Origin of the sequence: Sporosarcina sp. resist, assembly GCF_014302295.1 — a bacterium.
Taxonomy (GTDB): Bacteria; Bacillota; Bacilli; order Bacillales_A; family Planococcaceae; genus Sporosarcina; species Sporosarcina psychrophila.
In genome coordinates, this window is record NZ_CP060287.1 from 4,041,575 (window position 1) to 4,066,628 (window position 25,054).

Below are 25,054 nucleotides of genomic sequence, written 5' to 3' on the forward strand. Positions count from 1 at the left end.
ACGTAGACACAAAAAAAGCCGTCCGAGGCAGATTACTCTTCCCCGAACCGCTCTATTATAAGTCTTTAATTTTAAACTTCACATATTGACTTGTATAAGATGCGAACACTCCAAAGATGATGAAATAGAACATCGTATAGAATTTCAATTCCCAAATATTATAGTAGAATCCTGAGAAACCGGTCGCAAACCAGAAGGCAATCATGAACTTGCCGAATACTGTTTTACGTTCTTTCCAGAACAGCGCTAACATTCCTAGAAGAAACGCTGAGAATAGGGCAACACCTGCAACACCAGTTTCAGCAATTACTTGAATGTACTGATTATCCGAGTAGAAGTACTTTCCGCCGTAGATATCTGAACGGATTCCATAATACTTATAGATTGGCGATCCGTATGACAGTGTCGCAGACCCGCCGAATGAACCGAATCCAGCTCCTGCCACTGGATAGTCTTTGAATACTTCAAACCCTTTATTAATATAGAAGAAACGACCACTTTCCGTCATGAGCGCCAAGTTTTTTTGATCGAACGTCTCTCCAAATCGTTCTGCGATGCTTCCTGGACCGGTGTCTGGTGCAGCAAGACCAAGCTCTTTGAAGTACTGTACACCGAGATTGACTGGTATATAAACAAGGATGATAGAGGCCACTCCCGCAATCACAAGTCGTTTCATAAGATGCCAGTTTTTCGACATGATAATGAATATCACACCGAGGATAAATGCTGAAATCCAAGTTCCTCTTGAATAGGTGAGGATGAATACACCAAGGAACAAGACAAGATTAATCGTTAAGAACCATTTATATTTCTCGGTTTTGTAGATTGATTGAAGGAACAGCACAGCAATAATTCCGAACAGCAACAATAACGCCAATGAATTCGGATTTCCTGGTAATCCATAGATTCTTACAAAGTTCGTCGCCGATAACGTTTTATATTTCCATACATCTGGCAATAGGAACTGCCTCATCGACAGCTTTTCGATAATGCCATGAACTGAAACGATAAGGCTTGTCCATACGGTTACCCATGCAAGCCGTTGGAACCATCCTTCCGGTAACAGCATCCGTGAAACAGTATAGTAAAGCAAATACATAATAATAAATGTCCGTAGTTGAAAAATGACCGCAGAAGGTAAAACGCCTTGAACCAGTCCACTGATAGCACCGAACAATAGAAAAGCAAAAAATGCCCATTCAAACCATTTGAACGAAAACAGTGACTTCCAATTCTTTCTACCCGCAATGATTACTTTTGCAAATGCGATGAACGTAATGAGATCCCCGATTAGTTTAAGTCCCGGATTCACTTCGACAAGAAATGGACGGATACTCACATAGACTACGAGGAAAAGCAGGCTTTGTTGCGGTCTGAAAAATGCGAATAACGCAAAGAACAGGGAAGATAGAACAAGTGCAATCGATGATGGGAGCATCAATGCTACGCCGATGACTGCCAATGCTGCAATGAAATACATTGTTTCTTTATCTTTTAAATTTTCTTTTATAGTTGTCATGAAATATTTTCCCTTTCTACGACTAAATCGTCTCATAATAATGAACAAAGTCCTCCGTAATTATAGCATCTTATAGGACGTTGTGGCTTATTCTTTAGTTTCATATTTATTACAAATTCTACTTGTGCAAATTGAACCTTATTATTCTAGCAAACTTCTGATACTATTAAGTAAGATTATAGAAGGAGGTTTACGAGTGAAAAAATTAATTACTTTCACTTTACTCACACTACTCATGTTCTCCCCTGTTTTCCAGATACAAGCACAGGCGAGTGACATTAAAGGTCATCAGATGGAAAGCGACTTGAATTATTGGATTGGAAAAAACGTCATTCGTGCAGACGCAAAAGGAAATTACAATCCCAATAGAGCCGTTACGAGAGGCGAATTTGCTTCGTACATTGCACGTGCTCTTAAATTACCTGTTTCCACAAAGTACACATTCAAAGACTTAAAGGCAAACATGGGTCTAACAATTGAGATTCAAAATGCAGCCGGCGCAGGAATCCTTTCGGGTTATCCCGATGGTACATTCAAAGCCAGCGAAAAAATCACCCGTCAACAAATGGCAGGTATGATGTATAAAGCGATGCGTTATATGGACCTTCCTGCACAAAAGACAGCTTTGAAATTTAAAGATTCAAAAAAGATTTCAGCTAACTTTATTGACGCCGTCTCAACTGCCGTAAACTTGAACATTATTCGAGGGGATCACCGGAAAGATGGTGTTTATTTCAACCCTAAAGATAACGCAACGATTGCACACGCTTCAGCATTCCTATTCAGATTATTCGCTGCCGCGGAAGTGTTAAAACCGACAGAACCTAGTGAGCCGAGTCCAAGCGAACCAGGTAAACCCGAAGTTCCTTCTGTACCCGACGTTGATCCTGAAGTATACAAAGTAAGTACAATTTCAGGCGGAAAACTCCTTCCCACAACGGCACTCTATAAAACTTATGAAGATGCATTGGCTGCTTACAATGCATCTTCATCTGTTAAGGCCATTGGAAAAAACAATAGGATTATTAAAATAAAATCTGGACGAGCTTTTGGTTCAGAAAACCCTAAACAATATACCTCTCTCTACAGCGATTCCACTTTACGGACTGAAGTAACATATATTCAAAAAGGTTATGAAATGAACTATATCGGAAGTAGTGAGAATCATGTTATTTTGGAAGTTGGTGGGTTAACTTTCTACGCGAAACCTAACGAAGTCGATCTTGTTCCAACAGAACTTGTCACGGGCAACAGCTTTTATGAAGTAGGCACAGATGGTGTCTTATATCATGATACGTATAACAACTTGACTAAAACACGTGGGGTTTATTCTATCGGTCCTGCAGCTTCATCCATGAAAAACGGGAAAAGGTATACAAGTCTTGATGGCGTTCATTTTGATGAAGTAGGTACGAAAAACACAATTACACATTACCCATACTTCCAATTCCAATCAGTCCGTCAAACCTCTTCATACAGCGGTGCAGAACTTGATTACTTCATCACTGAGATTTTGAAAGACCGTCAGAAAACCGGTCTCGCTCGTTACAAAGATGCTCCGATAAAATCAAAGTTAATTGGTCTTGGTAATTATTTAAAAACAATTGAAGAAACACATCGTGTCAACGCATTGTTCATTCTTGCAACAGCCATCCACGAAAGTGATTACGGAATAAGCGGAAATTCACTAACGAAAAATAATATTTTCGGTATTAAAGTGTTTGATTCTAGTCCGGAATCAGGTGGAACATACAAACATCCCAACAATAGTGTCGATGCATTTATTAACGAATACATGAACAAAAATTACGCTAACCCGCTAGGCGGATATTCGTATGGAGCTGTTCCAGGCAATAAAGTAGTCGGCTTTAATGTCAGGTACGCTTCTGATCCAAACTGGGGAAGTAAAATCGCCGGACATATGTGGAGAATCGATACATTCCTCGGCAAGAAAGATTACAAACAAGCGGATCTCGGCCGCATCATTTATACCGGTCCCGTAGGTGTCAATGTACGGACAAGCCCTGATCCGCTAAGTGCTAAACTATTCTCTTACAAACAGAAAGACCCCGGCGCCAATGCCGCATTCGGCTATCCAGTAGTTATTGTCGATGAAACAGTCGGTAGCGACGGCTTCAAATGGTATAAGGTAATTGCAGATAGCAATCCTCCTGCAGACTACGGCTGGATTCGTTCAGACCTTATAGAACGAATTACGGAGTAAAATAGGTAAATCCTGTCCACTGGTGTTTAAGTGGACAGGATTTTTTTTACGCAATTAGCCTCCCCTAGTTAATGTGACATTGGTCATAACTTGATTAAAAAATTTTCTGAGCACCACTTGTAACTGTAATGGTTAATGACAAAACTCTAATGGCAATTCGTCAATCTGTGATGGCTTACGACTAAACTCTCATGGCTTCATCCAACTCTAATGGCATTACGTCAAACTCTCTTTGCTTCGCCCGTAACTGTGATAGCTAAATATATAATCAAAATGGCAATCCCCTTCCCCCATCAAAAAATCCCCCGCACTGAATGATTCCAGTGCGGAGGATTTCACATTTCAATCACTTTACCTCAAAGTGCGTCCGTATGTTCACTACCTGCCGGAAGAATATCCGACATGTTGATACGCTCAAGGCCTTTTTTAATCTTCGTCGTATAACCTAACTTGTTTTCGTTCAAATAACCCGCTTTGGAACGTATCATTTCTTCAAAGATAGGCAACTTCGATTCATCAATCGCCGACCACAATTCATAAGAATTGATTAAATCTTCCAAAGTTAAATGAACATAATCGCGTCCAGAGAATTCACGTTCCGGCGAGATTTTATACCAAATGTCACCGTCAGGACGGATCCACTTATTCTTTTCCTTTACGATCGCTGTCTGGATACTCGTTGCAGTAGCTAAATATGCAGGATCGTTTAACTCTTGATAAGCCAATAAAAGAATGTTCATTCCACCAAGCGCATGGTTCATGGACGTATGTGTCTTCACTTTTTGCGCCCCAGGGAAGTAATCAGAAATATAGTAGGACTCGTTGTCCACTTTGATGATATTCCCTTTTTCCTTTTGCGATACAAGCAAATTGGCATAGTTTTTCAGACCGACATTATAGTCCTTATGTTCAAACGCTTTGCCGCCATTATACATGAATAATGCAATTTGTTCGTTGAATCGAGTATCGACGAACGGAGCCGTTATACCGTACAAGCTTTTCAGATACGTGCTTGTTACTTCTGTCTCCCAATACGTCGATTTCCCTCTGAATACATCCAAATTAGCAAATGAATTATAGAGAAGGTTTTCATAATACCGTGCACCAGTTTCGGAGTAAAGGGCCATAACTCGGTCCTCTTTCACAAGAAGTAGATTACGACCATACCCTCTACCCGACTTCGGCATTGGTTCAACCGTTACCGCCATCTTATTGTATGGACCTTCGGCTGTGTACCATTTATTTCGTTTTTTATAATTAACTGCTGACTCAAGCATCCAAGCGTCCATTTGCTTCCGATCCTCAAACAATCGTTCTTCAGAAGCTAGGAGCCATTGGTCAACAACATCAAAACCTCTTGACTGTAATCTGTAAACGGAAAGTTGCGTTTCTCCAAGCATAACGCCACTAAATGCTTCGCTCTCCTGATGTAATTCCCTCGTATGACTTTCTGCGCCTGTAGGGTATTTCTGGTTCAGTTCAGTTGACTGGTATGACTTCCCAATCATCCGCTGAGATACTTTACCGTCTGTTTGTATTTTTTCGAAAATACCTGTGGGGTACGTCATCAAGTCATAGCCAAATGTCTCATCCACACTTTTCTTGATTGGGAATCGACTATACTCGTGAAGCACGGCTTTTGATAATCCTTCTTCTGTCTGGATAACATCAACAGTTACTGGTATGTTTTGAGGATTTCTCAGTTCGTTGAATAAAAAATAATCGCCGTTAGGCAGTTCCCTTTTCGTCATTTTCACCGTGACGGACGGAAAGCCACTTATGCGGTATGTGTAAATAATATCTGTAGCATGTGCATGTTTGACGGTTTTCTCTCCCGCAAACTGCATGATATAGTTCGAACGCAAATAGGTTTTGGCAGTAGTCGAAAGTGGTACTTCGACAAATTGTTGCTCATGTCGGACGGTATCAAACGTACCGTACGTATTTGGCTCCGTGAATTCTGTTGCAGGCAATTTCTCTATTAGCTTATTTTGCAGCATCGCCCTGTGTAGAAATACGACATATGTCGCGCGGTTGACAGCTGTTTTCGGATCGAATGTACCGTCTTCCTTACCAGTTGTGATACCGTGTTGCGCAAGTACTTTTACGCCTAATTTATGAGATTCACTAATTTTGTTATCGTCCTTGAACGTGATTTCTTCTCCCGTATCTTGCAATTTGAAAGCCCGAACGATGACAGTCGCCATCTGTTCACGTGTCAAAGAGTCACCAACGCCGAACGTCCCGTCTTCTTTCCCTAAGAAAATACCGGCTTCATATGTAGCCATGGCACCTTTCAAATGGGACGACTTTGCACTGACATCTTTAAAAATCGGCTTGTAGGATGAAAATGGCAACTCGAGTGCGTTCGTTATCAAGTTTGCCGCTTGTGCCCGTGATACCTCTAAACTTGGTCTGAACTGCTTGTCCGGATAACCGTTAATAATTTTTAAGTCGACAAGTTGTGTTACTTCATCTTTTGCCCAGAAATCATTATGTACGTCCGTAAAGCTTGGACTAATTGGATTCGCGCTAGCATTCAATATACCAAAGCCAAACAGTGAAAGAACTACGACAATAAGTCCGACTTTCATTGGACCTTTCATTTTTTTCTTGTGTAACATTTACAAATATCCTCCCTCTCCTTACTTAATCTGTACAGTCATCCATCTATAATACCATATATGGGCATAGAAAAACCTCCCATTTACCAGGAGGCTGATTCGTTACTCTATTGTTTTTTGTGCAAACGTTTCGCCATTTTTACGTGCTTGAACATCGATTTTATAATCCGAATATTCTACTTTCAGTTTTTCAGCAAACTTTTCGACAAGTTCTTTTGCTTTCTCTTCTTTCATATCAGCAGCAACATCAAAATCGAGTAGAACGAAGCCACCGCTATCTTCTGTCACGATAATACCGACCGAAGAAACGCCTTCTTCTTTACCAAACTCTTCTTTTAAGTCATCGTCCGATTTTGCCGTTTCTGATTTATCGACAGCTCCTTGTTCCTTAAGGTCTTTTTCAACTGCCTCACTTTTCTTCTCTTCATCAGTTTTCGGCTCATCTTTCTTATCCGACTCCCCGCATGCACCAAGCAAAAGAGCTGATCCTAACAATGCTGCAAACAATAATGATTTTTTCATATTAGGTTCTCCTCCTTCATCTAAAGTATATATTATCCTAACATATAAAAAGTTTAAGCGACAAGGCACACACTACTTGTTGTCGCTTATTGGTTGACTGCTATTCAGTAAAAAAATAGGGCCCCATTGCTGTCATTCGACGGCAGGGACCCTGTTTCATTACGCTTTTCTATTCAACCATTTATATTTAATTGCCATCAGATAAATAACGAATGCAAATGCAAATGTGATAGCAACAAAGACAAATCCTTGTGAGTTCAATACAAGCATCGGAGCAAATGTCACGAGCATAATTTCAACCGGCGCAATTGGTATATAGGCCAAGCTGTAATCATCCAGCGTCTTGCTTTCCGATTTCGGATCTACGATTCTAAGTAGCGCCATACCCATAGCGACCGTTCCTGTTGTCCAGCCCCATGTGAATATCCCTTTTTCAAACCAGTATTCCGGGAAAAACTTCTTCGAAAATACTGCGAAGAATAAAAATGCATACACAAGACCAAACACAAATAACAAAATTAACGGAACAGCATAATCAAGTACGACTGAAATACTAATTGAACCAATTCCGAATGCAACGAGAATATCCGTTGCACTTCCACTAATTCTTGACACAACATCCTTACTGACATATTTATCCGTATCCGTCGAATTCAATATCTTCTTCACGAACAATCCAACAAGAAATGCCAGTGAAAATGCCGGTATAACAACGCTTGGTAATAGCATTGCACCTAATTCACTTAAATAATAACCGCCCATGGCGATAATCGTAATGATAGACAGGTGAAAAACATATGGATCAATCGAAATCGACGATACCGTATCTGTTTCAGATTTCGTTCTAGATTCTGGCGGGATTAATCCCGTTCTCATCTCGTCAGGCAAATCTTTGAACGAAGCAAGGAATGATGTATGCCCCTTCGAAGACCCCCATTTAATAAAGAGGATCCCAATTAGAATCGCACTCATAATCCCTACAGTGGCAGATGTCATAGCCAAAGAAGTCGCTTCTTCCCAGCCATTTTGCTCAAATGTCGCACCAATTGCCGCTGCAGTTCCGTGTCCCCCTACAAAGCCGGCTGCAAGTAACAAACCGAAGCCGTCATGTACATCCCAAAATGGATTAATCAGTAGAAGTGCGAATAACAATCCTCCACCCCACATTAATACCATTGCAAGTTGAGAGTACGACCACATGCTCCCGACTCTTGTCTTAATCGCATTCCAGTCAATCCGTGGTGATAGTAACGGCAGTGTTCCAAAGATTACTGCTATTAAGATTGCCGGATAGACTTTCATTTGATCTGAAAACGGCAAAATTCCGAAACCATTCGGCCCTAACAGCAAAGCCAGAAGCCCCGCAATAATACTGGCCGGCAAAAACATTTGCTGGATGAACTTAACCTTTGCTCGAATAATCGTCCCTACAAGCAGAAGCAATGATATCAAACCGATATCCGTAAATAAAACCCATGGTGAAAAATCCATATAACTATTCTCCTAATCTATACATTATTTTTTTGCTGAATTAAATGCCCCTTTCTTAACATCTATGTAACCGATTACACGAATATAAAAAGCATATTTTTTATCAACTCATATTACAATAACATTTATTAAAGTTCTAGTAAATTTAACGGACTACTTAGAATTCCTTAATGAATTCACAATTGGAAACTAACTAAAAACTCTTTTAAATAAAGAAATATATTCATCATCATTAAATGACTTTCAAGAATATTTCCTACATAAAATATATATATATTCGTAACATTCGACAGCAATTTGTTCGTCAAAATTTTAGAGACTGCATATAAATAGAAGGAAGCTTGGAGGGATAAAAAGTGATAACAATAAGTTTGTGTATGATTGTGAAAAATGAAGAGGAAGTAATAGGCAGATGTTTAGATTCTGTTTGCGAGTTAGTGGATGAAATCAATATTGTGGATACAGGATCTGACGACCGAACAAAAGAAATCGTAAATAAGTACACCAATCGAATTTTTGATTTTCAGTGGATTGACGATTTTTCAGCTGCACGGAATTTCTCATTCCAACAAGCAACAATGGATTATGTTCTTTGGCTCGATGCGGATGATGTATTTACAGCTGAAGATCAGGAAAAGTTCAAGTTATTGAAACAATCCTTACAACCAACGATTGATGCTGTTTCAATGAATTACCATTTAAGTTTTGATCATGAAGGCAATGTGACCTCCCTTTTGAGGAGATATCGTCTAGTAAAAAAAGTAAATGAGTTTAAATGGATAGGAGCGGTACACGAGTTTCTTTCCGTGTCAGGTAATCTATTCGATAGTGATGTAGCAGTTACCCACTCCCCTTTAAGTCATGATAGTGGACGTAATATCACGATCTATAAAAAGTTGTTAGCTTCAGGGAAAACATTGTCCCCCCGTGATACATTCTATTACGCCAATGAATTGATGGATCATAGTGATTTTGAAACAGCAGTCCTTTACTATGAGGAGTTTTTAGATTCGAAACTGGGCTGGATTGAAGACAATATTAGGGCGTGTTTCAGACTGGCTGACTGCTACCATAAATTAAATGACAAGAATAAAGAACTTAGTTCTACCTTACGAACCCTTGCCTATGACGTTCCTCGTCCCGAAGCGTGTTGCCGACTCGGGTATTACTTTATGGAACAATTTAAAAACCACGAGGCTATCCACTGGTATAGTCAAGCGTTCCTTTATGAAAATCATCAACAGATAGGCTTTCAAAACACCTCATTTTCTACTTGGCTACCCAATCTTCAATTATGTGTTCTTTACGATCGCTTAAAACAGTACGACAAAGCCTATCATCATAATGAATTAGCCCGAAAATACAAACCAAATAATGACAGTATAATGAAAAATAAAACATATTTAGATGAAGTAATTAAAAATAATCAGGAGAAAATTTAAGAGTCAATACACATAGCCAGCAGAATGAGTATTTGTGTAGCCTACAGTTGAAATTCATTCAAGAACTACTTTCAGTAGCTTCATATATCTAACTAACTAGCCGCTTCGACAACTTGTCGGAGCGGCTAGTTGGTTGGGGGCATCAGTGTCCAAGATGGCGAGCATATTCAAAACCAAAGCCCTTTCCTTAATAAACCTGGATAAATATTTAAGAAATCTCCCGCCCTCTCTGTGGCATTTCCTAATCTATTATTTTATGCACGTAGTTGATTGCCCGTCCCCCCAACTATTGCTCGAATAGGATGTTACAGAAAGGGGGTGAAATAATGAATTATTATGATTACAATAAACGAAAATGTAATAAATGCAATAAATGCTGTAAATGTAATGAATGTTATGAATGTGTTAAACATGACAAATGCAATATCGATCCATGTTGTTGTAAAAGAGGACACAGGGGGGCTACTGGCGCGACTGGAGCTACCGGAGCTACCGGAGCTACTGGTGCAACTGGTGCGGCTGGAGCTACCGGCGCTACTGGTGCTACTGGTGCTACTGGCTCAACCGGAGCTACTGGTGTAACTGGAGCTACTGGTGCTACTGGTGCTACTGGTGCTACTGGCGCTACTGGTGCTACCGGAGCTACTGGTGCAACTGGCGCTACTGGCGCGACTGGAGGAACTGGTGCGACTGGCTCAACCGGGGCTACTGGTGCGGCTGGAGCTACCGGCGCTACTGGTGCGACTGGTGCGACTGGCTCAACCGGAGCTACTGGGGCTACTGGCGCTACTGGCGCTACTGGGGCTACTGGAGCTACCGGAGCTACTGGTGCTACTGGCGCTACTGGCGCTACTGGGGCAACCGGAGCTACTGGCACAACGGGTGCAACTGGGGCTACCGGAGCTACTGGCGCTACTGGCGCTACTGGGACTACCGGGGCAACCGGAGCTACTGGAGCTACTGGAGCTACCGGAGCGACTGGTGCAGCTGGAGCAGCTGGAGCAACTGGTGCGACTGGTGCAACTGGTGCAACTGGTGCGACTGGTGCTACTGGAGCTACCGGCGCAACTGGTGCAACTGGAGCTACTGGAGGAACTGGTGCGACTGGCTCAACCGGAGCGACTGGCGTGACTGGAGCTACTGGCGCTACTGGCGCTACTGGTGCTACTGGGGCAGCCGGAGCTACTGGAGCTACCGGAGCGACTGGTGCAGCTGGAGCAGCTGGAGCAGCTGGAGCAACTGGTGCGACTGGTGCAACTGGTGCGACTGGTGCAACTGGAGCTACCGGCGCAACTGGTGCAACTGGAGCTACTGGAGGAACTGGAGGAACTGGTGCGACTGGTGCAGCTGGAGCTACTGGTGCGACTGGTGCGACTGGTGCGACTGGTGCGACTGGCGCTACTGGAGCTACCGGAGCTACCGGAGCAACTGGTGCAACTGGTGCAACTGGTGCAACTGGAGCGACTGGCGCTACTGGTGCTACTGGTGCTACTGGGGCAACTGGAGCAGCTGGAGCTACTGGGGGAACTGGGGCAACTGGAGCAGCTGGAGCAGCTGGAGCAGCTGGAGCTACTGGGGGAACTGGGGCAGCCGGAGCTACTGGTGCAACCGGAGCTACTGGAGCTACTGGCGCTACTGGAGCTACTGGAGCTACTGGAGCAACCGGAGCAACTGGCGCTACTGGAGCTACTGGAGCTACTGGGGGAACTGGGGCAGCCGGAGCTACTGGGGCTACTGGCGCTACTGGGGCTACCGGAGCGACTGGGGCTACTGGGGGAACTGGTGCAACCGGAGCTACTGGCGCTACTGGAGCAACGGGTACAACGGGTGCTACCGGAACTACTGGAGCGACTGGTGGAACTGGGGCAGCCGGAGCTACTGGCGCTACCGGGGCTACCGGGGCTACCGGGGCTACTGGAGACATTGGTGTAGCCGGAGCTACTGGCGCAACCGGAGCTACGGGACTAGCGGGAATTGCCGGACCTACGGGTGATATTGGCCCTACTGGAGCCATGGGAATTAACGGCATTAACGGTGCTACTGGAGCTACCGGTGCGACGGGAACTGACGGCATTAATGGTAACAGTACGATAATTCCATTTGCAACTGGAACCTCAACAATGGCATTGACTACGTTACTCTTGGGAGCAGTTGGTATTCCTTCTGTTATAGGATTCGGGAGTTCCATAGCAGGTCTTACTGCTCTTGGTGCTACAATAACACTCCCAATTCTAAGTAACTTTGCCTTTATAGTTCCTCGTGCAGGAACCCTTACAGCTATATCAGCATACTTTAATAGTAACGTGGCATTAAGCCTAGGAACGACATTAGTTCATGCTGAAGTATATCGTGCAACTGGAAATAGCAATACCTACAGCGCAACTGGCGTTACAGTAACTCTAACATTCAGCGGATTAACAGTTGGTGCCATACAAACTGGCACTGCCGATACTTTCTCAGTTCCGGTAAACGCTGGAGATCGTTTGCTAATGGTGTTTTCTGCAAGTGCTCCTTTAGTTGGCCTCATACAAGGAGCCGCTAGTGCAGGTCTGACAATCAATTAATAATTTAAAATGTACAGAAACACAGTTCTAAATGAAGCCTACAGACACCAAAAAAGCCCCTTTCATTCAACAACAATGAAAGGGGCTTTTTTAAATTAAATTGTTCAAAGATAGTAATTTTTACGATGATCCTTGCTGTGCTTTAAACACAGCAAGGATATTAAAAATTAAGCACAGAATCATTACATGCTGTTATACAATTTCCTAGCTTCCCAACATCAAAATTTCCGCCCGAAACGATAACACCAATTCGGTTAGATGAAACAGGTAATTTCTTATTCAAGACAGCAGCAACCGCTGCGGCTGCCGCTCCTTCAACAAGCATTTTCTCACGTTCTAACATGAAAAGAATGGCTGATGAAATTTCTTGTTCCGACACTGTAATCATATCGTCTACATAATTGTGAATGATATCCATCGTTACTTTACCAGGTTCTCTGACGCAAATCCCTTCTGCTATCGTCGGTAAAAAGTGAGTCAGATTACTTTTTCTACCGTGATAAGTCGAAGCAATTGCAGGTGCATTTGCGGCCTGAACGCCAATCACTTTTACCGAAGGCCGTATTGTTTTCACAGCAAGTGCAGTCCCAGCTAGTAGTCCTCCACCACCTGCCGGTACAACAATTGTATCCAAGTCCGGTTGCTGTTGCAGCATTTCCATTGCAACAGTTGCCTGCCCCTCGATAATTGTTATGTCATCGAAAGGATGGATAAACGTTGCACCTGTTGCCAGTTGTTCGGTACGAGCGGCTTTATAAGCCTCATCGAAATTTTTCCCAACTAGCTTAACAGTCGCCCCGTATTTCCGGGTAGCAGCCACTTTTGCCGCTGGAGTCGTTTCAGGCATGAATATTGTAACTCTGGCACCTACTTTCCGTCCTGCCAATGCAACACCTTGTGCATGATTTCCCGCAGAAGCCGCAAGTAAACCTTTCGCACATTCTTCTGCTGTCAGTTGAGAAATTTTGTTGAACGCGCCGCGTACTTTAAACGACCCTGTCTTCTGTAAGTTTTCAAGTTTCAAATACACTTTGGATTGTGTCCATTCATTCAATGTCTTCGATTGTTTAATAGGTGTGCGGTGAACAATTTCAGTTAAGCGTTCAAATGCTTCGAATAAGCGCGCTGTTTCATACAAATTCCCAATTACACCATCTCCCTTTTAAGTTAATGTTTACGCGTTTTGATGTTGTTTTTCATAGTTAGAAATTTGTTCTTCATATTGGAAAGTCAAGGATATTTCATCCCAACCATTTAATAACATTTCTTTATAGTACGGGTCGATATCAAACGAATAGGACTTGCCATCCTGCCCTGTCACCGACTGTTTAACAAGATTAACTTCTACTGAGTAAGGATCTTTTTGCCCATTTGCCAACAACTCTTCTACTTCCGACATTGTTAATTTAATTGGAAGCAAACCGTTTTTCATACAGTTATTATAGAAGATATCCGCATAGCTTGGCGCGATGACGACATTGAATCCATAGTCTAAAATCGACCACGGTGCATGTTCACGAGAGGAGCCGCACCCAAAGTTTTCTTGAGCAACGAGGATTTTAGATCCTTTGAACCGCTCATCATTCAGTACGAAATCTTGAACTTCGCTTCCATCAGCATTATGTCGCCAGTGATAAAACAAATATTTTCCAAACCCTGTTCGCTCAATTCGTTTCAAGAACTCTTTCGAAATAATCTGGTCGGTATCGACGTTTTTACGATCGAGCGGCGTTATGACGCTAACAACTTCATTAATCGGTTCCATCTAATCATCCTTTCCTCAATTATGAATGAACAGCTTCCAATTCCCGTACATCTATAAAATGGCCTGCAATTGCTGAAGCTGCTGCCATGGCCGGACTTACAAGATGTGTCCGTGCCCCTGCCCCTTGTCGTCCTTCGAAATTTCGATTAGATGTTGAAGCGCACCGTTCACCTACAGGAACTACATCATCATTCATTGCTAGGCACATACTGCAACCCGATTCCCGCCACTCGAATCCAGCTTCAAGAAATACCGAATCTAATCCTTCATCTTCTGCCTGTTTTTTAACAGTGCGTGAACCAGGAACGACAATTGCTGTGACAGATGGATGGACTTTCTTCCCTGCAATCACTTTTGCCGCTGCACGTAAATCACTCAATCTTGCATTTGTGCATGAACCAATGAAGACATGCTGGATATCAATCGACTTCAGCGGAGCACCTTCTTCAAGCCCCATATACGTTAGTGCTTGTTTCAATGCGTCTTTATCCGATTCTGATTCAAAATCTTTCGCATAGGGAACGTTCGCTGAAATACCAGAACCCATTGAAGGGTTTGTTCCCCAAGTCACAAATGGTTCGATTTCATCTGCATTCATTTCAAGAATCGTATCATAGGCTGCACCTTCATCTGTTGCAAGCGATAGCCAGTGTGCAGCTGCCGCTTCAAATTCTTGACCTTCGAGAACATATTTGCGTCCTTTTAAGTAAGCAACAGTTGTTTCATCTGGGCTGATTAAACCAGCTTTCGCCCCTGCTTCAATGGACATATTACAAACGGTCATCCGTTCTTCCATCGTCAAATCACGGATTGCTTCACCCGTAAATTCAACAATATGACCTGTGCCCATATCAATTCCGAATTTGGCGATAATTGCTAAAATGACATCTTTTGCAGTAACACCGAATCCAAGTTTACCGTTAATGCGGATTTCCATTGTTTTCGGTTTTGATTGCCACAATGTTTGTGTCGAAAGGACATGCTCGACTTCACTAGTTCCGATGCCAAATGCAATTGCTCCGAACGCCCCGTGTGTGGATGTATGGCTATCGCCGCAGACAATTGTTTTACCAGGCTGTGTTAGTCCAAGTTCTGGCCCGATTATATGGACAATTCCTTGGTCTGGATGGTCCATATTTGCAAGTGGGATTCCAAATTCATCACAATTTGTTTGTAATGTGTTTATTTGTTTCCGAGCAATTGGATCTTTAATCTCATCACGGTTTCGTGTCGGAACGTTATGATCCATGGTTGCAAAACAGAGATCGGGTCTGCGCACGGTACGATTCGCAAGTCGCAGCCCTTCAAACGCCTGCGGAGAAGTCACTTCATGTAGTAAATGAAGATCGATATAGAGCAAATCAGGCTTCCCTTGTTCTTCGTAGACGATATGCTGATTCCAGATTTTCTCAATGATATTTTTCGCCATATGGCAGCCCTTCCTCTCTGATCAATTGAATATGGTTAAACGTATGAAAACATAATGCTATTCGAGACGAATTGTGTATCAAGTTCGTCAATGACTTTGTCCGTCCACTCTTTTGTCGATAAAACCCGTTTACCCGGTTCTACAAGATCGGCTGTGAAGAAACCGTCTTCGAACACTGTGTTAACTGCTTCTTCAATCGCTGATGCTTCCGTGTCTAGGTTGAATGAATACTTCAACATCATTGCAACGGATAGAATCGCTGCAGCTGGATTTGCTAAACCAAGTCCTGCAATTTCGGGCGCGGAACCGTGGACTGGTTCGTATAATCCAAAACCATCCGAACGGATACTTGCTGACGGAAGTACGCCAAGTGACCCTGTGATTACAGATGCCTCATCACTTAGAATGTCTCCAAACATATTTTCCGTTACGACAACGTCAAATGCTGCCGGATTTGTAATCAATTTCATAGCAGTGGAATCGACTAACATATGCTCCACTTCAATATCTGGATACGCTTTCTTCTTTTCTTCAACAACTTCACGCCATAGCTTACTCGTTTCAAGTACATTTGCTTTATCAACAGAAGCTACTTTCCCTCTACGTAAGCGAGCAATTTCAAACGCTTTAACAACAATACGTTCAATCTCTTCGCGTGTATAAACGAGTGAATCCACTGCGGCATCTGCCGTCCGACGACTTGGTTCTCCGAAATAGAGACCACCTGTCAATTCCCTGACGATCATCATATCTACATCTTTTGCCACTTCTTCTTTTAGAGGAGATGCATGGAGTAAGGATGGTACAGCTTTCACAGGCCGAAGATTAGCAAACAAGTCGAAATGTTTCCGAATCGCAAGTAGTCCTTTTTCCGGTCTCAACGCTGATGGATTTTGGTCCCATTTCGGACCCCCTACAGCACCGAGAAGTACCGCGTCACTCGCTTCACATAGTGCTACCGTTTCATCTGGAAGTGGATTTTGATGTTTGTCAATTGCAACGCCGCCAATTACTCCGTACTCTACATGGAAGGTGTGGCTAAAACGTCTTGCAATCACTTCAAGTACCTTCACTGCTGCTTCAGTCACTTCTGGGCCGATTCCATCACCTGGTAATACTGCTACTTTCTTCTCCATAGAACTTCTCCTCCTTATTGTTTTTGAATCTATTTATGCTCACTATATTAAGTTGAAATAAAAATTCCATTGACTTCGCTTCGACGCTGGGGATGCCTCCCGCCATAAGCCAAGCAGCTTCGCCACTAGTCTTATTGCTTCGGCTACCCCTTTAAGGCGCCTTCGCTTAGTTTGTAAAGGTATTTATTTGTTCAATGTAACTGGTTAAATCACAGTTACTTTTGTTTTTGATTGCTTTTTGACCAATTGTCTGTTGATGGCATTAAAGTATGCTTTAGCAGATGCACCCAATACGTCCTGCGCGACATCGCGTCCAATAGATACTTCACCGTTAATACTTAGATTAACTACCGCTTCACCGAGTGCATCGCGTCCTTTGCCAATCGATGTTACACGGTAATCTAGAATGTGAACTTCGCCTTCAACAAGTAGTTCCAACGTATTAAAAATCGCTTCAACTGATCCCGAACCTGTTGCTGTCGCAGTGACCGTTTCCCCGTCCGGATTAACAGCCGTGACGGTTGCAGATGGAACATTCGCAGTTGCATACTGAACTTGAACATCTTTAAATTTATAAACAGGTACATCATTATTTTGAATTTGTTGATCTGTAAAAAATACAAATAGATCATCTTCTGTAATTTCTTTTTTACGGTCTGCAAGTTTCTTAAATTCGACAAACGCTTCATTTAACTTCTCAGCACTAAGATCGAAGCCCATTGAAATAGCACGGTCACTAAATGCATGTCTGCCAGAGTGTTTTCCTAGCGCAAGCGGTTCAGTTTTATCTCCAATTAATTCAGGAGTAATGATTTCATATGTTTGGCGATTTTTTAGGTAGCCATCCTGGTGAATTCCTGACTCATGCGCGAATGCGTTCTTACCAACAATTGCTTTGTTTGGCTGAATGACAACGCCTGTCAATTGGCTGACGAGCTGGCTTGTGCGTTTAATTTCGTGTAGATTAATACCTGTTTCCAATCCGTAATAGTCTTTGCGGATATGGAGTGCAACAGCAATTTCTTCAAGCGCAGCATTTCCTGCCCGCTCACCAATACCATTGATTGTACCTTCGACTTGGTCCGCACCATTTTCAATCGCTGCAATTGAGTTGGCTACAGCAAAGCCTAAGTCATCATGACAATGTGCAGAAAGCTTCACTTTATCGATACCGGTCACGTTTTCTTTCAAAAACTTGAATAATGCACCGTATTCTTGAGGTGTTGCATAGCCGACCGTATCAGGAATGTTAATAACTGATGCGCCAGCTGCAATTACTTGATTGATGATGCGTACTAAGTACTCCCGATCTGAACGGAATGCATCTTCCGCAGACCATTGAACTTGCGGGAAGAACTTGCGGGCATATTTTACAGCTTCTACTGCAATTTCGACGACCTGGTCAGGTGTTTTCTGAAGCTTATATTCCATATGGATAGGTGAAGTTGCTAAAAACACATGTAGATGAGGTTGTTCCGCACCGCGAAGTGCTTCCCAAGATGTTTCGATATCGCTTTTCATTGCGCGGGCAAGACCAGTTACCGTCGACTTTTTCACTATATTTGCAATACGTTGCACTGCTTCAAAATCACCGGGGGATGAAGCAGGAAACCCTGCTTCGATGATTGTTGCCCCGAATTTTTCAAGCTGTCGTGCAATTTCTAATTTCTCCGCTGTATTTAGGTTAATACCTGCAGATTGTTCACCGTCCCGAAGTGTTGTGTCAAATATGTCAATTTTTCGCACTACCCACCACTTCTTCCTCTTTTGATTTCGCACCTTCGTTGACGAAAGGCATCATTGCGCGAAGCTTTTTGCCAACTACTTCAATTTCATGTTGTGCTTCTGTTTCTTCAAATCGATTGAAGTTCGGACGCCCATTTTCATTTTCTGCAATCCATTCTCTCGCAAATTTACCTGATTGAATGTCTGTTAGTACATCTTTCATACGCGCTTTTGTATCCGCGTCAACAATACGAGGTCCTGAAACGAAATCTCCCCACTCAGCTGTGTCTGAGATTGAGTAGCGCATGCCTGCCATTCCGCCTTCATACATAAGATCGACAATCAGTTTTGTTTCGTGCAATGTTTCGAAGTAAGCAAGTTCTGGTTGGTAACCTGCTTCTACTAGTGTTTCAAAACCTGCTTTAACAAGTGAAGTCAACCCGCCACATAGTACCGCTTGTTCACCGAATAGATCTGTTTCAGTTTCTTCTTTGAACGTCGTTTCAAGTACGCCGCCACGTGCTGATCCAATCGCTTTTGCATACGCAAGAGCTACGTCTTTCGCTTGGCCTGAAACGTCTTGATACACTGCGAACAATGCTGGAACACCTGCGCCTGCTTCGAATGTTCTACGAACGAGATGTCCAGGTCCTTTTGGTGCAACTAGGAATACGTCAACATCAGCAGGTGGAACGATTTGACCGAAGTGAACGTTGAATCCGTGTGCGAAAACAACTGATTTACCTGCTTTAAGTTCCGGTTCGATTTCTTCGTCATAGACTTGTTTTTGTCTTTCATCCGGAAGTAGAATCATGATAACGTCCGCTTTTTCAGCAGCTTCACGCACAGTCAATACGTTTAGTCCGTCTTGTTTTGCCTGATCAAATGATTTACCTGGGCGAACACCCACAACAACATTAAATCCAGAATCGTTTAGGTTTTGCGCATGTGCATGACCTTGTGATCCGTACCCGATGATTGCTACTAGTTTATCTTTCAAAAGTCCTTCGTTGATATCTTGGTTATAATACATTTTAGCCATAATTGTTTTCCTCCTAATAGTTGGTTTTTTTTAGTTTGTATAATGCTGTCTAGACTCCAGCGCCTAGAGGCTCGGGTCATAAGTCGGTCCGGCTGTGCGGCAAAGAACGCCGCTTCGCCAGCCCATCTTATGCCTGTCGCCTCTGAACAGGCGCTTACGCTTTTCTTATTTCAAAATAGATAACTGAGGTAATTGGACTTTCTGTGTTTCACGAACAAATGCCGTAGCGCCTGTTCTTGTCAATTCTTTAATGCCATATGGTCTAAGCAAATCGATAAACGCCTCGATCTTTTCCGGATTTCCAATCACTTGGTACGTGACGACATTTTTTCCAGTGTCAATAACCGTTGCCCTGAATGGTTCGATGATGCTGTTCATTTCACTTCTAACATGCGGAGGTGAAATGACTTTTACTAGAGCTAGCTCACGCATAACGATTGCTTTATCCGTTATGTCATTAACTTTAAGAACATCAATTTGTTTTTGCAGCTGTTTGACGAGCTGTTCAATTTTCCGTTCGTCTTCCACATTGACGATGAACGTCATTTTCGATCTGCCTGCTATTTCGGTGTGACCAACTGTGATACTTTCGATATTGAACTGCCTTTTCATCAGCAAGCCGGTCACCCTATTGAGCACGCCACTTTGGTTGATAACAGTTACCGTAATAACTCGTTTCATAGTTTACTCACCCCGATCATTTCATGTAGTCCTCTACCTGGTGCAACCATCGGATAGACGTTTTCCAGTTGTTTCACACGGCAGTCGATGAGAACGGGTTCATCAGACAACAGTGCTTCTTGGAATACCGCTTCCGCTTCTTCCAATGTGTCAATCCGATAGCCTTTAATGTCATACGCCTCTGCTAATTTCACAAAGTTTGGCTGAACCGGCATCAATGATTGTGAGTAACGCTTTTCGTAAAACGTCTCTTGCCATTGACGAACCATTCCCAGACAGCCATTGTTGAGAATGATAATTTTCACAGGAATGCGCATTTCTTGTAACAGCGACAGCTCTTGCGCCGTCATTTGGAATCCAGCGTCTCCTACAATTGCAATGACACGCGCATCCGGCTTGGCGATTTGTGCACCAATTGCCGCTGGGAACCCAAAGCCCATTGTGCCAAGTCCGCCTGAGGTTACCCAATGATCTGGATTATTCAATGAATAGTACTGAGCCGTCCACATCTGATGCTGTCCTACATCCGTTGTGACGATTGCATCGCCTTTCGTAATACGATGAATGATTTCAAGCGCTTGTTGCGGAAGAATTGTTCCTTCATCATCGTTGTCATACCACAGTGGAAACTTCTTGGCGGATTCTTTTAAGTATGTCAGCCAAGTCTCTGTTTCTGGTGACTTGAATTGTTGTTTCAGCAACGCTTGTAATGCTTCTTTGGCGTCTGCCACGATTGGGATTTCTGTCGGTACATTTTTGCCAATCTCAGCAGGGTCGATATCGATGTGGATAATTTTTGCGTTCGGTGCGAATGATGCCAGATTGCCTGTCAGTCTGTCGTCGAAACGCGCGCCGATATTGACAAGTACATCACACTCACTAATGGCCATATTGGATGTCACTGTTCCATGCATACCAGCCATTCCTAGGAATAGTTCATGATCTCCACGGATACTGCCAAGGCCAAGAAGTGTATTTGTTACGGGAATCTGATGTTTCTCTACGAGTTCTTTCAATTCATCCATCGCCTGTGCATGCAAGATACCTGCACCTGCTAGGATCAGTGGTTTTTTCGCTTGTGAAATGGCTTCTGCTGCTTTTTGTATTTGTAAATAGTTCGGAGTCGTTGTCGGCTGATAACCTGGTAAATCTACTTCCGCGTCCAAGTCTCCGGTTGGAATGAAGAGCCCCGTTGCAATATTTTTAGGAATATCAACGAGTACCGGTCCTGGGCGTCCTGTTGAAGCAATGTGGAATGCCTCTTTGATAATTCTTGGGAAGTCAGATACATCATTCACTTGGTAGTTATGCTTTGTGATTGGTTGCGTGATCCCAATAATATCCGCTTCTTGGAACGCATCAGTACCAATGACTGTATTGGCAACTTGCCCAGTGAAAATAACAAGTGGCAGTGAATCCATCATTGCATCCGTAATTCCAGTTACCAAGTTTGTCGCGCCAGGTCCAGATGTCGCAATGACGACGCCAGGTTTTCCTGAAACACGAGCATATCCTTCAGCCGCATGAATTGCGCCTTGTTCGTGACGTGCAAGTATGTGGGAAATAGGGTTTTGATACAATGCATCATAAATCGGTAGTACAGCTCCTCCAGGATAACCGAAAATAACTTCGACACCCTGATCCTTCAAAGCTTGAATGAGTACAGCAGACCCATCTTTCGGTTGTTTGGTCTGTTGTGGCTCTTGCACAGTCTCTGGCGCCATTTCCTCTACTGCTTGCTTCGTTTGAACTTCAGCATTCATCTATAAACTCCTCCTTACTTCTACTTTTGAATAATCAATCTTCTTGTCGAAAAAAAAAGCCTTTTCATCCCACGCAAAGAACTTCTCCTTTACATAGGGATGAAAAAACTTTTCATGGTACCACCCTTGTTCGCAACAATCTAGCCGCCTCATGAATAGACTAGGTCTATTCTTTATATAACGAGCGCCGATTTCTCTACGCCCGGGATTGCCTACTATAATTTCAGCAATCCACTCCGGGGTGATGTCGCAACTAGTTGTATTACCGGCTTCCAGCATTACCGGCTCTCTGTGAATACAGGTTCTAATTACTTTTGCCCCATCATTGATTTTCACTATTAAATTTTCATAACTCCGCCTGTACTTGCAGATGTGACAAGCGCTGAATATCTAGCTAGATAGCCTTTTTTAATTTTAGGTTCGAATGGTTTTAAGTGTGCTCTTCGTTTTTCTAGTTCTTCATCGGAAACTTCAAGTTCAATTGTCCGATTTGTTAAATCGATTGAGATGATATCACCATCCTCGACTAGTGCGATAGGTCCGCCTTCAGCCGCTTCAGGTGAAATGTGGCCAATAGAGATACCACGAGATGCCCCTGAGAAACGTCCGTCTGTAATGAGTGCTACCTTCGTTGCCAGCCCACGTCCTGCAATTGCTGCAGTAGGTGCGAGCATTTCTGGCATTCCCGGTCCACCTTTCGGACCTTCGTAACGAATAACAACAACATCGCCCGCTTTTACTGTTCCGTTGTCGATACCTTCTTGTGTATCTTCCTGAGATTCAAATACAATTGCTTTTCCTCGGAACTCTGTAATCGATGGGTCAACGGCTCCTACTTTGATGACGCCGCCGTCCGGAGCAATATTACCGAATAGAACGGACAAGCCACCTACAGGACTGTATGCATTATCGTGACGTCGAATGACTTCATCATTGAGAATATGAGAATCTTTTACGTTTTCATAAAGCGATTTACCAGTAATCGTCATCCGGTTTGGACTGACGGCTCCTTCGATTTCACAGAGCTCTTTAATAATTGCACTGACACCGCCAGCAAGATGAACATCATGCATTGTGTAGTCAGAAGATGGACTAATTTTGGATAAATAAGGAATACGTTCAGCAACTTTGTTGATATCACGAACATCGTATTCGATTTCTGCTTCGTGTGCGATTGCCAGTGTATGGAGGACTGTGTTTGTAGAACCGCCCATTGCCATATCAAGTGCAAATGCATCATCGATTGTTTCTTTCGTTATAATGTCACGCGGTTTAACATCTTCTTTCACCATGCGAACAAGATGTTCCGCTGCTTCTTTAATGAGTCTATGTCTTTCATCCGAAGTGGCAACGATCGTTCCGTTACCCGGAACTGTCACTCCCAGCATTTCCATTAACGAGTTCATGGAATTCGCTGTGAACATTCCTGAACAAGATCCGCATGTAGGACATGCACTCTGTTCAATGTCTAGCAGCTCTTCAGCTGTCATCGTACCTTGTTTGTAAGCTCCAACACCCTCGAATACCGAAACGAGTGATAAAGGCTTACCAGTCGATGATACACCGCCTTCCATCGGTCCGCCTGAGACGAATACGGATGGGACGTTCGTTCGAACTGCTGCCATCAACATGCCTGGCGTAATTTTGTCGCAGTTTGGAATGTAGAATACGCCGTCGAACCAGTGAGCGTTGATAACCGTTTCTGCAGAGTCTGCGATGAGTTCACGGCTTGGTAATGAATAACGCATACCAATATGTCCCATTGCAATCCCATCATCAACACCGATTGTGTTGAACTCGAACGGGATACCGCCTGCTTCACGAATCGCCTCTTTGACGACTTCCGCGAATTTATTCAAATGCATATGACCTGGAATAATATCAATATATGAGTTACATACACCGATGAAAGGTTTGTGCATATCTTTCATTCTAACGCCCGTTGCGTACAGCAGACTTCTATGCGGTGCACGGTCTACACCTTTTTTAATCATGTCACTTCTCATTGGTTTTTCCATTGTACTCACCCCTAATCAAATCACTTACATGTTTACATCTGTTTATCTAGTTGTCTAGGTTATGTAGTTTGTGAATTGAATCACGAACTGAATTGGATTGATGTCATCATATCTTGGATACCCACTGGAGTCAACAGTGTTTTTAAAATTGTTAGCCAATTATGAATAGTAGATTTAAATGTATCCGCTTACACGTCAGTTATACAGCGATATATCACATATAGCACATTTAAAAAACTTTTAAATTTATTTTTCATGAATTCAATTTTCAATGATTTTTTCCGATATGAGTACTTTTCTAAAAGCTTAAAAAGCACAATCGCCTGCTCAGCACGATGGGGTTGTTCATTAGTGAGAGAGTCCGGGTCGGAGTGAAGATTGTAGATCGCTTGACGCTTTGGGGATGCCTCTCGCCATGCCCTCGCTGGTGTGTTCATTATCGAGGGTGTGTGATTCGGAGTGTATATGCCGAGATTATAATGTGATTATATTTTGATAGTGATTTAATTCAAGAAAGACGCACTAGAGATTACAGGTCTCATTCCGATAACGAAATGCTCTTTCTCACATAGTCCATCCAGCGAAGGCGCGACTTCGTGGTAGCCGGAGCGATAAGATGGAAAGCGGTCTTCTTTCTGGCTTATCGCGGGAGGCATCCACAAAGCGCAGAAGCGGTATTAGCAGGATTTCTGATTCGTTCCCTAAATTGCGACTGTTGATAAATGCATTACCATTTTTGAAGCAAACTGTATTTCTAGATGTCATACCGATACCGAAATGCACTTTCTACATAGTCCATCCAGCGAAGGCGCGACTTCGTGGTAGCCGGAGCGATAAGACCGAAAGTGGTCTCCTTTCTGACTTATCGCGGGAGGCATCCACAAAGCGCAGAAGCGATATTAGCAGGATTTCTGATTCGTTCCAGATATTGCGACTGTTGTTAAATGCATTCGCATGTTTGAAGCAATCCGTATTTCTAGATGTCATACCGATACCGAAATGCACTTTCTACATAGACCATCCAGCGAAGGCGCGACTTCGTGGTAGCCGAAGCGATAAGACGGAAAGCGGTTTTCTTTCTGGCTTATCGCTTCGGCTACCACAAAGCG

16 protein-coding genes and 1 other annotated feature are annotated in these 25,054 nt (G+C 43.1%); of the genes, 3 read left to right on the plus strand and 13 right to left on the minus strand.

The features are described 5' to 3' along the window. Window positions 1–55: 55 nt before the first annotated feature. Entirely contained in the window at window positions 56–1,519 is a 1,464-nt protein-coding gene (locus tag H7992_RS19575) for an O-antigen ligase family protein (protein WP_187045677.1), read from the minus strand. Between the two features lie 196 nt (window positions 1,520–1,715). Between H7992_RS19575 and H7992_RS19580 the strand changes: the two genes are divergently transcribed. Further along, on the plus strand, window positions 1,716–3,743 hold the full coding sequence (locus H7992_RS19580) for an S-layer homology domain-containing protein (RefSeq protein ID WP_187045678.1): 2,028 nt from the start codon (window positions 1,716–1,718) through the stop codon (window positions 3,741–3,743). A 356-nt stretch (window positions 3,744–4,099) separates the two neighbouring features. Here H7992_RS19580 and H7992_RS19585 read toward each other — a convergent pair whose 3' ends face one another. From H7992_RS19585 to H7992_RS19595, 3 genes are all read right to left on the minus strand, one after another. Continuing rightward, window positions 4,100–6,367, minus strand: coding sequence for an S-layer homology domain-containing protein (locus H7992_RS19585; protein WP_187045679.1), 2,268 nt, complete (start codon window positions 6,365–6,367; stop codon window positions 4,100–4,102). Between the two features lie 102 nt (window positions 6,368–6,469). Further along, window positions 6,470–6,889, minus strand: a complete 420-nt coding sequence (locus H7992_RS19590) for a hypothetical protein (protein ID WP_067212285.1) — start codon at window positions 6,887–6,889, stop codon at window positions 6,470–6,472. A 159-nt stretch (window positions 6,890–7,048) separates the two neighbouring features. Then, entirely contained in the window at window positions 7,049–8,380 is a 1,332-nt protein-coding gene (locus H7992_RS19595; RefSeq protein ID WP_187045680.1) for a sodium/glutamate symporter, read from the minus strand. 356 nt (window positions 8,381–8,736) lie between these two features. On the opposite strand from H7992_RS19595, the gene H7992_RS19600 reads away from it, so the two are divergent. Then, the gene (locus tag H7992_RS19600; protein WP_187045681.1) at window positions 8,737–9,822 is read left to right on the plus strand and encodes a tetratricopeptide repeat-containing glycosyltransferase family 2 protein; all 1,086 of its coding nucleotides are present in this window, start codon (window positions 8,737–8,739) and stop codon (window positions 9,820–9,822) included. Between the two features lie 326 nt (window positions 9,823–10,148). After that, a complete protein-coding gene (locus H7992_RS19605; RefSeq protein ID WP_187045682.1) occupies window positions 10,149–12,386 on the plus strand; it encodes a collagen-like repeat preface domain-containing protein in 2,238 nt (745 codons plus the stop codon). A 160-nt stretch (window positions 12,387–12,546) separates the two neighbouring features. Here the strand turns inward: H7992_RS19605 and ilvA are convergent, their stop codons facing one another. The 9 genes from ilvA to ilvD all read right to left on the minus strand — a co-directional run bounded on the left by ilvA (window position 12,547) and on the right by ilvD (window position 23,933). Further along, entirely contained in the window at window positions 12,547–13,524 is a 978-nt protein-coding gene (ilvA, locus tag H7992_RS19610; protein ID WP_255428489.1) for a threonine ammonia-lyase, read from the minus strand. Window positions 13,525–13,560: 36 nt separating this feature from the next. After that, complete coding sequence (leuD, locus tag H7992_RS19615; protein WP_187045683.1) at window positions 13,561–14,151, minus strand: 3-isopropylmalate dehydratase small subunit; 591 nt, start codon at window positions 14,149–14,151, stop codon at window positions 13,561–13,563. A 19-nt stretch (window positions 14,152–14,170) separates the two neighbouring features. Beyond that, complete coding sequence (gene leuC, locus H7992_RS19620; RefSeq protein ID WP_187045684.1) at window positions 14,171–15,580, minus strand: 3-isopropylmalate dehydratase large subunit; 1,410 nt, start codon at window positions 15,578–15,580, stop codon at window positions 14,171–14,173. A gap of 35 nt (window positions 15,581–15,615) precedes the next feature. Further along, window positions 15,616–16,716 (minus strand): 3-isopropylmalate dehydrogenase, encoded by a 1,101-nt coding sequence (gene leuB, locus H7992_RS19625; protein ID WP_067212328.1) that lies wholly within the window; start codon window positions 16,714–16,716, stop codon window positions 15,616–15,618. Between the two features lie 204 nt (window positions 16,717–16,920). Further along, window positions 16,921–18,462 carry a 2-isopropylmalate synthase gene (locus H7992_RS19630; protein WP_187045685.1) on the minus strand — a complete coding sequence of 514 codons (1,542 nt, stop codon included), beginning with the start codon at window positions 18,460–18,462 and terminating at the stop codon, window positions 16,921–16,923. After that, complete coding sequence (ilvC, locus tag H7992_RS19635; RefSeq protein ID WP_187045686.1) at window positions 18,449–19,483, minus strand: ketol-acid reductoisomerase; 1,035 nt, start codon at window positions 19,481–19,483, stop codon at window positions 18,449–18,451. The genes H7992_RS19630 and ilvC overlap by 14 nt, the downstream gene beginning before the upstream one ends. Window positions 19,484–19,648: 165 nt before the next feature. Further along, window positions 19,649–20,164 (minus strand): acetolactate synthase small subunit, encoded by a 516-nt coding sequence (gene ilvN, locus H7992_RS19640; RefSeq protein ID WP_067212339.1) that lies wholly within the window; start codon window positions 20,162–20,164, stop codon window positions 19,649–19,651. Beyond that, window positions 20,161–21,888 carry an acetolactate synthase large subunit gene (gene ilvB / locus H7992_RS19645; protein ID WP_255428716.1) on the minus strand — a complete coding sequence of 576 codons (1,728 nt, stop codon included), beginning with the start codon at window positions 21,886–21,888 and terminating at the stop codon, window positions 20,161–20,163. The genes ilvN and ilvB overlap by 4 nt, the downstream gene beginning before the upstream one ends. A gap of 131 nt (window positions 21,889–22,019) precedes the next feature. Beyond that, window positions 22,020–22,262 (minus strand) — a binding site (T-box leader). Between the two features lie 3 nt (window positions 22,263–22,265). Then, complete coding sequence (gene ilvD / locus H7992_RS19650; protein WP_187047976.1) at window positions 22,266–23,933, minus strand: dihydroxy-acid dehydratase; 1,668 nt, start codon at window positions 23,931–23,933, stop codon at window positions 22,266–22,268. Window positions 23,934–25,054 lie beyond the last annotated feature (1,121 nt).